The sequence below is a fragment of the Clavibacter davisi genome, assembly GCF_052751415.1.
In genome coordinates this window covers 3,299,748-3,313,938 of the sequence record NZ_CP199882.1, presented here as the reverse complement: position 1 = coordinate 3,313,938, position 14,191 = coordinate 3,299,748, and the positions used below count along the sequence as shown (strand labels likewise).

General features: G+C 70.3%; 14 protein-coding genes. 8 read left to right on the top strand and 6 right to left on the bottom strand.

What is annotated here, in order from left to right; genetic code table 11:
* Window positions 1-477: 477 nt before the first annotated feature.
* From rpmH to ACU4ZT_RS15820, 8 genes are all read left to right on the top strand, one after another.
* Complete coding sequence (gene rpmH, locus ACU4ZT_RS15855) at window positions 478-615, top strand: 50S ribosomal protein L34 (RefSeq protein ID WP_012039665.1); 138 nt, start codon at window positions 478-480, stop codon at window positions 613-615.
* Between the two features lie 3 nt (window positions 616-618).
* Window positions 619-960 carry a ribonuclease P protein component gene (gene rnpA / locus ACU4ZT_RS15850; RefSeq protein ID WP_445337544.1) on the top strand — a complete coding sequence of 114 codons (342 nt, stop codon included), beginning with the start codon at window positions 619-621 and terminating at the stop codon, window positions 958-960.
* Complete coding sequence (yidD, locus tag ACU4ZT_RS15845) at window positions 957-1,268, top strand: membrane protein insertion efficiency factor YidD (protein WP_445337543.1); 312 nt, start codon at window positions 957-959, stop codon at window positions 1,266-1,268. Before rnpA ends, yidD begins: the two co-directional genes overlap by 4 nt.
* A gap of 9 nt (window positions 1,269-1,277) precedes the next feature.
* Complete coding sequence (gene yidC / locus ACU4ZT_RS15840) at window positions 1,278-2,240, top strand: membrane protein insertase YidC (RefSeq protein WP_063070922.1); 963 nt, start codon at window positions 1,278-1,280, stop codon at window positions 2,238-2,240.
* Window positions 2,241-2,329: 89 nt separating this feature from the next.
* Window positions 2,330-2,791, top strand: coding sequence for a Jag family protein (locus tag ACU4ZT_RS15835; protein WP_445338675.1), 462 nt, complete (start codon window positions 2,330-2,332; stop codon window positions 2,789-2,791).
* 540 nt (window positions 2,792-3,331) lie between these two features.
* On the top strand, window positions 3,332-3,967 hold the full coding sequence (gene rsmG, locus ACU4ZT_RS15830) for a 16S rRNA (guanine(527)-N(7))-methyltransferase RsmG (RefSeq protein ID WP_445337542.1): 636 nt from the start codon (window positions 3,332-3,334) through the stop codon (window positions 3,965-3,967).
* A gap of 124 nt (window positions 3,968-4,091) precedes the next feature.
* The gene (locus ACU4ZT_RS15825) at window positions 4,092-4,973 is read left to right on the top strand and encodes a ParA family protein (RefSeq protein WP_270980950.1); all 882 of its coding nucleotides are present in this window, start codon (window positions 4,092-4,094) and stop codon (window positions 4,971-4,973) included.
* Entirely contained in the window at window positions 4,973-5,974 is a 1,002-nt protein-coding gene (locus ACU4ZT_RS15820) for a ParB/RepB/Spo0J family partition protein (protein ID WP_445337541.1), read from the top strand. Before ACU4ZT_RS15825 ends, ACU4ZT_RS15820 begins: the two co-directional genes overlap by 1 nt.
* Before the next feature lie 92 nt (window positions 5,975-6,066).
* Here ACU4ZT_RS15820 and ACU4ZT_RS15815 read toward each other — a convergent pair whose 3' ends face one another.
* The 6 genes from ACU4ZT_RS15815 to ACU4ZT_RS15790 all read right to left on the bottom strand — a co-directional run bounded on the left by ACU4ZT_RS15815 (window position 6,067) and on the right by ACU4ZT_RS15790 (window position 14,109).
* Complete coding sequence (locus ACU4ZT_RS15815; protein ID WP_270980951.1) at window positions 6,067-7,020, bottom strand: D-alanine--D-alanine ligase family protein; 954 nt, start codon at window positions 7,018-7,020, stop codon at window positions 6,067-6,069.
* 50 nt (window positions 7,021-7,070) lie between these two features.
* Window positions 7,071-8,393: an aminotransferase-like domain-containing protein gene (locus ACU4ZT_RS15810; RefSeq protein WP_063070927.1), complete on the bottom strand. Its 1,323-nt coding sequence runs from the start codon at window positions 8,391-8,393 to the stop codon at window positions 7,071-7,073.
* Between the two features lie 171 nt (window positions 8,394-8,564).
* Window positions 8,565-8,888 carry a thioredoxin gene (gene trxA / locus ACU4ZT_RS15805; RefSeq protein ID WP_063070928.1) on the bottom strand — a complete coding sequence of 108 codons (324 nt, stop codon included), beginning with the start codon at window positions 8,886-8,888 and terminating at the stop codon, window positions 8,565-8,567.
* 79 nt (window positions 8,889-8,967) lie between these two features.
* Window positions 8,968-10,005 (bottom strand): thioredoxin-disulfide reductase, encoded by a 1,038-nt coding sequence (gene trxB, locus ACU4ZT_RS15800; protein WP_270980952.1) that lies wholly within the window; start codon window positions 10,003-10,005, stop codon window positions 8,968-8,970.
* Window positions 10,006-10,161: 156 nt separating this feature from the next.
* Window positions 10,162-11,790, bottom strand: a complete 1,629-nt coding sequence (murJ, locus tag ACU4ZT_RS15795; protein WP_063070930.1) for a murein biosynthesis integral membrane protein MurJ — start codon at window positions 11,788-11,790, stop codon at window positions 10,162-10,164.
* A gap of 33 nt (window positions 11,791-11,823) precedes the next feature.
* Window positions 11,824-14,109 carry a DUF6049 family protein gene (locus ACU4ZT_RS15790; RefSeq protein ID WP_445337540.1) on the bottom strand — a complete coding sequence of 762 codons (2,286 nt, stop codon included), beginning with the start codon at window positions 14,107-14,109 and terminating at the stop codon, window positions 11,824-11,826.
* Window positions 14,110-14,191: the final 82 nt, after the last annotated feature.

Genomic DNA, 14,191 nt, shown 5'->3' with positions numbered 1-14,191 from the left:
GTTTCCCCATCTGCCGTCACGGTGCTCGGATCCGACGGCTCGCGCCGGGCGTGCACGCGATGCTGCGGCCTGCTGTCGACGCTGGACGAGCGTCGCGTCGTGAGTGCGGCGTCCGTCCCCGGAGACTCCGAGGGTGCGGACCATCCGGGACCGCGACCGCGGACAGCATAGTTACTCACAGGGTTATCCACCCTGTGTGCGAACGGGCCGTCTGCACCGCGCGAGCGACCCCCGACGCGTCGCGGCCACGCCACACGCTAGCCACTGCCGGGGACCAGGACAAATTGACCCTATCGACGGCGGCATGTCAATACCGGCCATCGGGCTCGTCGTGTGGATAATCGCGCTTCCGCTCCCGGGTTTGACCGGAGGCCCCTCGACCCGTAGATTTAGGCAGTTGACCCAGCCTGTCGAGGCTGCCCCATCTTCCCAGCCGCACTCGTCGGCCCCGTGGACCAACCTGAGTGGAGACTCACCGTGAGCAAGCGCACCTTCCAGCCGAACAACCGCAAGAAGGCCAAGAAGCACGGCTTCCGCCTCCGCATGCGCACCCGTGCCGGCCGTGCCATCCTCGCCGCCCGTCGTGGCAAGGGACGCACCGAGCTCTCCGCGTAGCACGTGCTCGCTCGGCGGAACCGCGTGACGAGCGGTGCGGACTACCGCACCATCGTGCGCCGGGGACGCCGGGCATCCAGCGGGACCGCGGTCGTCTACGCGACCACCGGGTCCGCGGATGCGCCGATCCGCTTCGGGTTCATCGTGTCCAAGAAGGTCGGCAACGCCGTCACCCGCAACACCGTCCGTCGGCGGCTCAAGGCGGTCACCGCGGGGCTGCTGACGGAGGTCCCCTCAGGATCGTCCGTCGTCATCCGCGTCCTGCCAGGCATGGAGCAGACGGCGTGGGATACCCTGCTGGAGGAGATCGCGTCAGCCGTGATGCGGGCCGTGAGGACGAGATGATGAGGGCACTGACCTCCATCGTCCTAGCGCCTCGGAACGTGGCGATCGCGTTCCTCACCATCTACCGACGCGTCGTCTCCCCTCTGTACGGAGACGTCTGTCGCTACTACCCCTCCTGCTCTGCCTACGGGCTCGAGGCGGTCCAGGAGCACGGGCTCGTCCGCGGCGGCGCTCTCGCGGCGTGGCGCGTGTGCCGGTGCCACCCGTGGGCGGAGGGCGGCATCGACGACGTCCCCGTCCGGCGGGATCAGCACTACCGACGCACGCGGCTCGGATTCGTCGTCGCACCCAGCCACGGAAAGGGCTAACGACCACTCATGGACTTCCTCGGAACGATCCTGTGGCCGATCAAGTGGGTCATCGAACTCATCCTGGTCGGCTTCCACACCCTCTGGACGAGCCTCGGGCTCGACCCGGACAACGGTGCGACCTGGGTGCTGTCCATCGTGGGCCTCGTGCTCGTGGTGCGCGCCGCGCTCATCCCGATCTTCGTGCGCCAGATCAAGAACCAGCGGCGCATGATGGAGGTCGCGCCGCAGCTAAAGAAGATCCAGGACAAGTACAAGGGCAAGCGCGACCAGTTCTCCCGCGAGGCGATGTCCCGCGAGACCATGGCGCTCTACAAGGACACTGGCACCAACCCGCTCAGCAGCTGCCTGCCGCTGCTGCTCCAGATGCCGATCTTCTTCTCGCTCTACTCCGTGCTGCACCGCGCCGCCGTCGAGGAGCTCCCCGGCATCGGCCTGCTCAACGCGCAGCTCTCCCGGTCGTTCGGCGAGTCGTCGTTCCTCGGCGCTCCCCTGCAGTCCGCCATCTCCACGTCCCAGGGCAGCATCCCCGTCATCGTCATCGCGACGACCATGGTCGTCCTGATGAGCGCCTCGCAGTTCATCACGCAGCTCCAGATCATGGCCAAGAACATGTCCGAGGAGACCAAGGCCAGCCCGATGTTCAAGCAGCAGCGCATCCTGCTGTACATCCTCCCGCTGGTCTTCGCCGTGTCCGGCATCGCGTTCCCGCTCGGCGTGATGTTCTACTGGCTCGTCTCGAACTTCTGGACCATGGGGCAGCAGTTCCTGGTGATCCGCAACATGCCGACACCCGGCAGTGAGGCTGCCCGCGCTCGCGAGGCGCGACTGGCTCGGAAGGGCAAGCTCGTGGCTCCCGAGGCCTCCGCGGACGCCGGCACGGTTGTGGTGGAGGAGCGCAAGCCCGTCCAGCGGCAGCAGCCCGTCGGCAAGAACCGCGCCAAGAAGCAGGCGGGATCCAAGAACCGATGAGCGAGCCGATCCCTGCCTCCCCCGCGGACCTCGTGTCCGTGACATCGGTGCCCGAGACGGCCGATGAGCCTCGGCCGACCGCGGACGCCATGCCGGCGAACGGTGGCGACGAGGGGGACATCGCCGCGGACTACATCGAGGAGCTCCTCGACATCTGCGACCTCGACGGCGACATCGACATCGACCAGCGCGGCGGTCGCGCGTACGTCTCCGTCGACGCCGCGGACTCGCAGGACCTGCGTCTGCTCTCCGATCCGGAGACGGTGACGGCCCTGCAGGAGCTGACACGGCTCGCCGTGCAGAACAAGACCGGCGCGTTCTCGCGCTTGATCTTGGATGTCGGGGGATCGCGGGATGCCCGACAGGCGGAGCTGGGTCGACTCGTGGATCGTGCCATCGAGCGCATCTCGGCGGGATCCTCTTCGGCCGCACTTCCTCCCATGTCCTCCTACGAGCGCAAGCTGGTCCACGACATCGTGGCGGAGCGCGGGTACACCTCCGAGTCCGAAGGTGAAGGCCGCGATCGCCACACGGTGATCACCAAGGCGTGATCGTCATCGCCGCTGCCGGAGAGGGGCAGGATCCACGGGATCCTGCCCCTCTTGCGCGCTCCGGGTCTGCGTGCTGACACGCACGTGTCACCAAAAGGTCGCGAATGTGTGGCAGCAGCTACCCCGCAGCGCGAGCCGCGGAATCGCGTGTTTCACGTGAAACGTTCCGTAGAGGACCGCATCGTGACCAGCTCCGTCGCACTCTACGAGGCGGTGTGACCCTGACCCACAGGTGGTGCACCAATCCGCCGCCAACTGCGGGCATCCTTCGCAGGCGCAGCCTGGGGCATGCATCCACCAGCAACGCGACTGCCCAGCGTGGGCGCCACGTGTGCTGTTTGCCGCCGAACTCAGCTGCTGTAGCCACCCACAGTGGGTCGACGTTTCACGTGAAACACCGATACACGTGCTCCGCGCGGATGCCCCGGACCCATCAGCTAAACTCGACGCACGACGACGACTGCCGCTGAGTTCGTGTTTCCAGCAGCAATCGGAGCGTCGAGGCCGTGAATCACATGAAGGACGAGAACCGAGGTCAGGATGAATGACGAACTGACCATCGAGGCGGAGCCGGCCGCCGCGGCCCAGCTCTTCGGCGACCAGATAGGTGCCGCCCGTCTCTTTGCCGATGACCTGGGGAAACGGGGCGAGGAGCTCGGGCTCATCGGTCCGCTGGAACCGGCTCGCTTGTGGAGTCGCCACATCCTCAATTCAGTACTGGTGGCGCCCCTGCTGCGACCGGGACTCGTCGGCGACGTCGGCACTGGTGCTGGGCTTCCTGGTCTGGTGTTGGCCATCGCTCGTCCCGACGTCGACTTCGTCCTGATCGAGCCCATGGAGCGCCGTGTGGCGTGGCTCGAAGAACAGGTCGGTCTCCTCGGGCTGACCAACGTGCGCGTGGACCGTGCCCGCGCCGAAGAGGTGGCGACGAAGTACGTCCTCGATCAGGTGACCGCTCGGGCGGTGAGCGCATTCGCCAAGCTGATTCCGCTGACTGTGCCGATGGTCCGAACCGGCGGCGAATTGGTCTTGATGAAGGGCGCCAATGCCGAGCGGGAAGTGGAGGCGGCGAGCAAGGCGATCCGGAAGTACCATCTCGAGGACGTGGAGGTCATCACGCTGGGCGAAGGTGTGGTGACGGAGACGACCCGCGTCATCCGCGCCCGCGTGGAGTGACTTTCCCGGTCTTTTATGCTGACCAGCGCGAGATTCACAGTTGCGCGGCAGATGTTTCACGTGAAACGCACCACGCTCTGACGCACATGTCACCGCTCATCCACCACCGATGCGAAGGATCCCCATGGACGACGACCTGAGTCCCATCATGCGGGAGCTCTCGGAGACCAATCGGCGGCGGAAGGCACTCGCCGGCCAGGTGCTCCCGCGGCCGCAGTCGACCCGGGTGTTCACGATCGCGAATCAGAAGGGCGGTGTCGGCAAGACGACCTCGACGGTCAACCTCGCCGCGGCTCTTGCCAAGTCCGGAGCCAGCACGCTGGTCATCGACCTCGACCCGCAGGGCAACGCATCCACCGCGCTGGGAGTCGACCGGCAGGGGGACATCACGAGCGTGTATGACGTGCTCGTGGACGAGGCCCCCATCGTCGACGCCATCCAGAGCAGCCCCGAGTTCGACACGCTCGCGTGTGTCCCGGCGACGATCCACCTGGCGGGCGCCGAGATCGAACTGGTCGCTCTGCCCCATCGCGAGCGGCGCCTGCGGATCGCCTTGGATGCCTTCCTGGGATCGGCGGAGGGGAGGGGCTACGACTACGTCTTGATCGACTGCCCACCATCCCTGGGGCTGCTCACCATCAACGCGTTCGCTGCGGCGCGTGAGGTGCTCATCCCCATCCAGTGCGAGTACTACGCGTTGGAGGGGCTGAGCCAACTGCTGTCCAACATCCAGCTCATCTCGCAGCACCTCAACCCGGAGCTCGCACTGTCCACGATCCTGCTCACGATGTACGACGGCAGGACGAACCTGGCTCAGCAGGTGGCCGCCGAGGTCCGTGAGCACTTCCCCGAGCAGACGCTGGCCACGCTGATCCCGCGCTCGGTGCGCATCAGCGAGGCCCCGAGCTATGGACAGAGCGTCATCAGCTACGACCCCAATTCGCCCGGCGCGCTCTCCTACCTGGAGGCCGCAGCCGAGATCGCACATCGAGGAGCTTCGAGATAATGGCAACCAAGAGAACCGGCCTAGGGCGCGGCATCGGCGCCCTCATCCCCACGTCCGACGAGCGCAGCCGCCCGGTCGATGTGTTCTTCCCCGACTCGGCTGCAGCGGGGGCTCCGTCCGGGGTCGCCAAGGGCAGCCGCGACGCAGACGCATCCCGCGAGCCGGAGCTCGTCGCCGTCCCCGGCGCACGACTCGCGAACCTGGATCCCGCAGACATCGCGCCGAATGCCCAGCAGCCGCGGACGGACTTCCGTCCGGACGAGTTGCAGGAGCTGGTGGTCTCCATCCGCGAATACGGCGTCTTGCAGCCGATCGTGGTTCGTCCCCTCGGTGTGGACGGCACAGGACGTGCGCGCTACGAGCTCGTGATGGGGGAGCGACGTCTCCGTGCCACCAAGGAGCTCGGGCTCGACACGATCCCGGCGGTCATCAAGGACACGGCCGACGAGTCGATGCTGCGCGACGCGCTCCTCGAGAACCTGCACCGGTCGGAGCTCAATCCCCTCGAAGAGGCCAGCGCCTACCAGCAGCTGCTGGCGGACTTCGCCATCACCCAGGACGAGCTCGCGACGCGGCTGGGACGATCGCGGCCGCAGATCACCAACACCATCCGGCTGCTCCGTCTGCCCGAAGACGTGCAGCACCGCGTCGCCGCGGGCGTGCTCTCCGCCGGGCATGCCCGTGCGATCCTCTCGTCGGGCGATGACGACGCGATGCGACTGCTGGCCGACAAGATCGTCAACGAGGACCTCTCCGTGCGGGCCGCCGAGGCGGCGGCGCAGCGTGGGCAGAAGACGACGAAGCCGCGCAGGTCGACGGCGTCCGCGCGCACGGCGCACCTCGACGACACGGCTCAGCGCATCGGGGATCACCTCAACACGAGCGTCCGGGTCACGATGTCGGCCCAGAAGGGGCAGATCGTCATCGACTTCGCGACCGTCGGTGATCTCGCCCGCATCGCGGACGAGATGGGTGTCCCTGCCGAGTCCACGGAGGCGTGAGTCGGGCTCCGGCCGCGTGAGGCGCGTGCGCTCCGAGGGCGACCAGAGGAGGGCCGACGCAGCCAGCGTGGGCTCTCGCCCCCTGTGATGCGTCAGCGGCCGGCGACGACCTCGGCGAGTCGACGGTAGAGGGATCCGACCTCGATGCCCGCAGCGGTGAGACCCTGGGGCAGCAGCGACGTCTCCGTGAGGCCGGGGATGACGTTGACCTCGAGGAACCACGGAGTGCCCGCCGCGTCCACGATGAGATCCACCCGGGACATCTGGCCGATGCCCAGGGCGCGGTGGATGCGCACCGCTGCGTCGGCCACCGCGCCGCTCGCGGCGTCGGCCAGCCGCGCCGGGGTGTAGAAGCGGGTGAGGCCCGCGTTGTACCGCGCCTCGTAGCCGTACACGCCGGACGTGGGCACGATCTCGGTGGCGGGGAGCGCCTCCGGTCCGGCGCCGGTGTCGAGGACGCCGATGGCGATCTCCGTGCCGTCCACGAACTGCTCGATCACGGCGACGTCGCCGTACGTGTACGCGTCGACCATTGCGCGGGGGAGGGCATCCGCGTCGCGCACGATCGTGACGCCCTGGGCGGATCCGCCCCGCGCCGGCTTCACCGCGTACGGTGCCGGCATCGACTCGCCCACCAGGCGCAGGACCGCGGCGGCGCCCAGCTCGCGGAAGGTGTCCTTCGGGAGCGTGACCGAACGCGGGGTGCGGATCCCGGCGGCCTCCGCCATGGCCTTCGCGGTCGGCTTGTCCCACGCGAGGCGCGCCGCCCGAGCGGAGGATCCGACGTACGGCACGCCGGCCAGCTCCAGGAGCCCGAGAAGGGCGCCGTCCTCGCCGCTGGCACCGTGCAGGACCGGCCAGACGACCGCGGGAGGAGTGTCGCGGAGGAAGTCGAGCAGGGTCGCGTCCGGATCGCGCAGCGTGGCCTGCACGCCCGCGCTCCGCAGCGCATCCGCCACGCGACGGCCGCTGCGGAGGGAGACGTCTCGCTCGTGGGAGATCCCGCCGGCCAGGACGACGACGGAGAGGGGCTCGTGTGCGGTCATGATGCTCGATCCAGTCGTGTTCGGAGTCCGAGGAGGTGCAGGGGAGCGGGTCAGTCCAGGTCCGGCGGCGGCGCTGAGACGCTCGTCGTTGTGCGCGAGGACAGCGCGCCCGTGCCCGAGAAGGTCGTGAGCAGGTCGAGCTCATCGTCGATCACGCCCGCCATGCGCCGGATGCCCTCGCGGATCCGCTCCGGCGTGGGGTAGCAGAACGACAACCGGATGGCGTCGCGACCGCGGCCGTCGGCGTAGAAGGCCGTGCCGGGCGTGTACGCGACGAGCGCGGTGACGGCGCGGGGCAGCATCTGCTTCGAGTCGAGCTGCTCCGGGAGCTTCAGCCAGACGTAGAAGCCGCCGTTCGGGACGGTCCAGCTGAGGCTCGGGAGGTGCTCCTGCAGCGCGGACAGCGTCGCGTCGCGCCGCTCGCGGTACACGTCGCGGAAGGTGTCGATCTGGCCCTTCCAGTCGGACGCGTGCAGGTACTCCGAGATGATGAGCTGGCTGAAGGAGCTGGGGGAGAGGACGGCGGACTCCTGCGCGAGGATCAGCTTCTCTCGGATGGCGTGCGGCGCGAGCGCCCAGCCGACGCGGAACCCGGGGGCGAGCGTCTTGGAGAACGAGCCGAGGTAGATGACGCCCTCGTCGTCGAGGCTGCGCAGGGCGTCGGGAGCCGGACGGTCGAACCAGAGGAGGCCGTAGGGGTTGTCCTCCAGCACGAGGATGTCGTTCGACCGGCAGATCTCGAGGATCTCCGGGCGGCGTGCGGCCGACATCGTGACGCCGGCGGGGTTGTGGAAGTTGGGGACCGTGTAGAGGAACTTGATGGTGCGGCCCTCGCCGCGGATCCGCGTGATCGCCTCGCGGAGCGCCTCGGGGACGAGCCCGTCGTCGTCCATGACCACGTGCTCGACGACCGCCTGGTAGCTGCGGAAGACGCCGATCGCGCCGACGTAGCTGGGGGCCTCGGCGAGGATCACGTCCCCCGGGTCGATGAAGAGCTTGGTGACGAGGTCGAGCGCCTGCTGCGAGCCCGTGGTGGTGACGATGTCGTCGACGCTGCCGCGGATGCCCTCGAGCGCCATGATCTCGAGGATGTCCTCGCGGAGCTCCGGCGTGCCCTGGCCACCGCCGTACTGGAGGGCGACCGGGCCCCGCTCGCGCATGACCTTCTCCATCGCCGTGACGATGAGCTCCTGCGGGAGGGCGGAGACGAACGGCATGCCACCGGCGAGCGAGACGACCTCAGGTCGGGAGGCCACGGCGAAGAGGGCGCGCACCTCGGAGGCGCTGAGTCCCGAGGTCCTCTCCGCGTAGTGGGGGAACCAGGGGTCGAGGTTGGTGCCCGCGGGATCGCGGGGGCTGCCTGCAGAAGTCACGTCACGTCTCTCACTGTCCGATTGCCGATCAGCCTAACGGGCGGTCGCGGAGGGGAGGCTCGGCCTGGCCGGGCACGGTCCACGACGCCGGGACGACGGAGGGCCCGGCACCTGTCCGGTGCCGGGCCCTCCGAGCGGGGAGTCGCGATCCTGCGGGAACGCGACGCGGGATCACTTGAGGAAGTCGGCGAACTCCTGCTCGAGGGCGGGCTTCGGCTTGGCGCCGATGACCGTCTTGACGACCTCGCCGGCCTGGAAGACCTTCATGGCGGGGATCGACGTGATCTTGTACTTCATGGCGACCTCGGGGTTGTCGTCCACGTCGATCTTCACGAGCTCGATGCCGGGGTTCTCGGCGGCGATCTGGTCGAGGATCGGGGAGACGGCCTTGCACGGGCCGCACCAGGGGGCCCAGAAGTCGACGATGACGGTCTTCTCGGCATCGAGGACGTCGGCCTGGAAGCTGGCGTCGGTGACGTCGCGTGCGTGGGACATGTGTGCTCCTTCGTGCGGTTCGTGCGGATCCGGGCGTCTCCCGGATCCCGAGGCGGGGACGGGGCCTACGGCCCCGGGACTACGCGTGCTCGGCGCCGACGAGCTCGCCGTCGGGATCCACCGCGCTGCCGGCTGCGGGGGCGCCGTGGCCGGCGGCTCCGTCCGGGCCGTCGGACGCCGCGTCGAGCAGCGCGTCGGGCAGGGACGCGAGGAAGTGCTCCGCGTCGAGCGCGGCGATGGTGCCGGAGGCGGCGGCCGTGATGGCCTGGCGGTAGGTGGGGTCGATGACGTCGCCGGCGGCGAAGACGCCCGGCAGGTTCGTGCGGGAGGAGCGGCCGTCGACGGCGATGGTGCCCTCGGTGGTGAGCTCGAGCTGCTGGTGGAAGAGGTGCGTGCGTGGGTCGTTGCCGATCGCGATGAAGAGGCCGTCGAGCGCCAGAGGGCGCTGCTCGCCGGTGACCGTGTCCTCGAGGACCACGCCGTCGACCTTCTCGTCGCCCGTGATGTCGACCACCTGCGCGTTCCAGACGAACTCGATCTTCGGGTTCTCGAACGCCCGCTCCTGCATGATCTTCGAGGCGCGGAGCGAGTCCTTGCGGTGGATGACGTAGACCTTCTCCGCGAAGCGCGTGAGGAAGGTGGCCTCCTCCATGGCGCTGTCTCCGCCGCCGACGACCGCGATGGTCTTCTGGCGGAAGAAGAAGCCGTCGCAGGTGGCGCACCAGGAGACGCCGTGGCCGCTCAGGCGGTCCTCGGCGGGGAGGCCGAGCTTGCGGTACGCGGATCCGGTGGCGGCGATGATCGCGAGGCCCTCGTGCACGTCGCCGTTGCCGAGCGTGACGCGCTTGACGTCCCCCTCCAGCTCCACGGAGGTGACGTCGTCGAGGACGACCTCCGTGCCGAAGCGCTCGGCCTGCGCCTGCATCGCCATCATGAGGTCGGGGCCCTGGATGCCCTCGGGGAAGCCCGGGTAGTTCTCGACCTCGGTCGTGTTCATCAGCTCGCCGCCGGCCTCGACCGAGCTCGCGATGAGGAGGGGGGTGAGGTTGGCGCGCGCGGCGTAGATGGCGGCCGTGTACCCGGCCGGTCCCGAACCGATGATGATGATCTGACGCACGACGGCCTCTCCTCCACTGCTCGGCGGGGCACCGTCCCGGCGCCCGCTCACCTCTGCAACAGACCCACGGTAGCGGCTATTCCTCCGCCTCCCCCGGGCGGACAGGCCGGCCGTGGAGGAGCCGTGGCGCATGCGGCGGGCGGGGCGGATGACGGGTCAGCGGCGACGGATGCGGCGCATCACGGGCCCCGCGAGCTGCTGCAGCTCCGACGAGCGCATGGCGGCCAGGGCCGCGAGGTAGACGGCCGTCATGACCGCGGCGAGCGGGATGCCCACGAGGAGCGCCTGGCCCTTCGACGCGACGCCCACGCCGGCGAACGCGCCGCCGGAGACGAGCACGAGGAGGCCGAGACCGACGAGCGCGGTCGGAACGGCCGCGACGACGAAGCGGACGGTGCTGCGGAGGATCCGCCGCCCGTCGATGCGCCCGATGCGGCGCCGGAGGAGCACGGCCGCGAGCACCGCCTGCCCGGTGACGGTGACGGTCTGCAGCACGGCGAGGCCCACGCCGATCAGCTCGACGGGCTGCTGCGCGATGACGAGCGCGCCGGCGATGAACACGACGACCTGGACGCTCTGGATCACGAACGGCGTCCGCGTGTCCGACAGGGCGTAGAAGGCACGCTGCAGCACGAAGAGGGTGCTGAACGCGGGCAGCCCCAGGATGAAGGCGATGAGCACCATCCCGTAGCCGCGGACCTCGCCGATGTCGCCCGAGACCATCACGCGTGCGACCGGACCGGCGAGGACCGCGATGAGCGCGGTCGACAGGACGGTCATCAGCGCGACGGTGCGGATCGCGGAGGAGAGGTCGAGACGCATGCTGTCGTGGTCCCCCTCGCCCGCGTGGGTGCTCATGCGCGTGAAGTAGGCGGTGGCGATGGAGACCGCGAAGATCGAGTGCGGGAGCATGAAGAACAGCCACGCGTTGAGCAGGATCGTGCTCGACGGGCTGTCCGAGGTGGCCGCGATGTTGGCCACGTTCGACTGCGCGACGCCGGCGAGCTGCGTCACGACGAGCATGCCGAAGGTCCAGCCCGCGAGCCGTCCGGCGGTGCCGAGGCCCACGCCGCGCCAGGCGAAGTCGAAGCGGAAGCGGAGGCCCACCCGGCGCCAGAAGACGAAGAGGATGAGCGCCTGCGCGACCACGCCCAGGGTCGCGGATCCGGCCAGCACGAGGATCTTGTCGAGGCTCCAGTCGTCCACCGGACGGCTGCCGGATCCGAACATCGCCTGGAAGAGGAGCAGCCCGGCGATGGCGACGACGTTGTTGAGGACCGGCGCCCAGGTGAAGGGCCCGAAGGACCCGCGCGCGTTGAGGACCTCCCCGAGCACCGCGTAGAGGCCGTAGAAGAAGATCTGCGGGAGGCACCAGTACGCGAACGCGACCACGAGGGCGAACACGTCGGGCGGCAGCGTGGCCGCGTAGATGCCGGAGACGACGGGCGCGCCCACGGTGGCGAGGACCGTGACGCCGCCGAGCACGACGATCGCGATGGTCACCAGCTTGTTGATGTAGCCGGCGCCGCCGTCCGCGTGCTTGGCGGCGCGCACGACCTGCGGCACGAGGACGGCGTTGAGGACGCCGCCGGCGATGATCACGTAGATGTTGTTCGGCAGCTGGTTCGCGTTGGAGAAGGCGTTGGAGCTGCCGAGGGTCGCGCCGATGGTCTGCAGCAGCACGATCGCCTTGATGAAGCCGAGGATGCGGGAGACGAACGTGCCCGACGCGAGCAGGGCCGACGCGCGGCCGATGCCGCCGCCCCGGGAGGTGGGCGCGGTCACGGGGTGGCCCCGGCGGCGGTCGACGCGGTCCGGTCAGTCATCGGTCTCCTCGGGCAGGCCGGCGAGCTGCCGGGCTCGGGCGCGGCGGCGCTTGCGGATGCTGCGATAGAGGCCGAAGCCGAACAGGAGGGCCACGGCGGCGACGAAGAGCGTCGTCACCACGGCCTCGAACCCGGCGCGGATGAAGAGCTCCACGGGTGCGCTGTCGCCGACCTGCACGCTGCCGTCCTCGGTGGTGAGGCGGGCGGTGACCACGACGTCGCCGTTGGAGATGGAGGTGATGGGCGGCCGGGCGGAGGCGCTGCCGTGCGCGGGGACCGTGACGACCGCGGAGTCGTCCACGCGGATCCGGCCGCTGCCCGCGGTGATGGAGAGGCGCACGGTGACGGGCTGGTCGAGGGCGTTGCTGACGTTGATGAGCAGGCTCGTCGTGTCGCTGATGACGGTGTTCTGCCGCGTGGTGATGGCGACCGAGGACAGCAGCTCGTCGGCCTGGGCCACGTAACCGTCCTGGGTGGTCGCGGCGCCATCCGCGGTCTCGCGCCAGCGCGTCGAGAGGGTGGCGAGGAGGAGCAGGCGCTGCTGGCCGGTGATCAGCTCCGGCCGCTCGACGGCCTTGGCGAACGCGGCGACCTGCGCCTCCAGGGACAGGGAGTCGGCGACGCGACGGACGCGGGCCGCGTCCTCCGGGTGGTCGACGACCTGGACCTCGACGGCCGGGCTGCCGAGAGCCGCGCTGAGGGGTGCCGTGTCGCTGTAGGGCAGCGCGCCGATGGCGTCGAGCAGCTGGCCGAGGCGCCCGTTCGATGCGGCCCAGCCGCGCTCCAGGGCCGCGACGACGACGTGGCCGTCGGCCTCGCGGGCATCGGCGGCGAGGGTGGCCGAGAGCCGGGCGAGCGCGATGCCGAAGCCCTGGTCGGTCTCGGCGGAGAGCGCCTGGTCGACGAGGGCCGAGACGTCCGCGTCCGTGACGAGCACCGTGGTGTCGCCCGCGTTCCCGACGGCGCCCACGCGGGCCGAGCTCGCGGATCGGACGTCGTCGCTCGAGAGGATCGTGGTCGTCGTGCCGCTCGCGGCGAAGACCCCGAGGTCGGACGTGACGGCGGTGCCGGCGAGCGGCCAGGCGAAGCCGGACATGGTGTAGTCCCACGCCGTGAGGTCCGCGAGGCTCGGCACGGGGGACGCGGCGGGAGCGCCCGGCGTGGGGGTGGGCTGGGGGCTGCCGCTCTCCCCGGGGGAGGGCGTCGCGAGACCCGCGGTCGCGGATCCACGACCGGCCCCGGCGGCGGCGGGGCTCCCGGTGGGCGCCGGGGACTCCTCGGGCGTCCGGGTGGGCGAGGGCGACGGGCTGGCTCCGGGAGCGGCGAAGCGGCCCGGGCGCAGCGCGTAGGTGGCGTCCGTCGGGGCGAGGAGGGTGGCGGCCCCGGCCTGCGCCTGCACGGCGACGTCGGCGTCGGCCCACGCGAGGGCGAAGGTCTCGTTGGGGATGGTCTTCAGGCGCTCCAGCCACCCGAGGGCGGACGCGGGCGCGTCGGTGCCGAGTATGCGGATGGAGGCGAGGATGCGCGGATCGATGCCCACCGCGACCGGGCGGCCCACGACGGCATCCAGCTGGCGGGTGAGCGTGCCGGTCGTGCCCGTGTAGGTGGCCAGCGCCTCGGCGTCGATCAGGTCGGATGCGCTGGGCGGCACGGTCAGCGGCATCACCGCGGCGACCGGCGTGGCCGCGGGATCCGTTCCGGGGCTCCAGACGACGGCTCCGCGGCCGGTGCTGACGGTGGTCCCACCGGACGCGAGCACCGCCGTGAGGCCCCGGGGGCCGAACCCGCCGCGGGTGCCCTGCAGGCCCACGGTGGCGGCCGGCACGGTGACGGGCACGTCGACGGTGCCGCCCGCGGCGACCTCCGGCGATCCGGTCCGGCCGATGCGCGGACCCGTGCGCGCGTTCGCCTCGGTGCCCGATACGTCGAGCCAGCCGTCGATCTTCGTGCGCGTGTCGAGCACGGTGCGGTTGAGGTCGAGGTCGATCTGCCCGGCCGGCACCGCCACGTCCGTCGCGTTGACGACCGTTACCGTGACCTGCAGGTCCTCGCCCGGGCGCAGGATGCCCGCGGCGGCCGGGGTCACCGACAAGGTGACGCCCTCGGTCGCGGCGTGCGCCGGGGTCGCCGGACCGGCGACCGTCCCGGCGGCGAGGGTCCCGGCGGCGACCGTGACGCACACGAGGGTGGAGATCGTGCGTCTGGCGGATCGCCGGATCAGCCGGAGGGCTCTGTCCGTGCGGGTGGGGCCGGCGTCGTGTCGAGGCGCGGCGTGCATCTGGCGATTCTAAAGCGCTGGCCCCGGGCGCCCGTGAGCGCTCGCCGTGGTCTCGGAAGCCCGTCGCGCCGCCGCCGTAGAC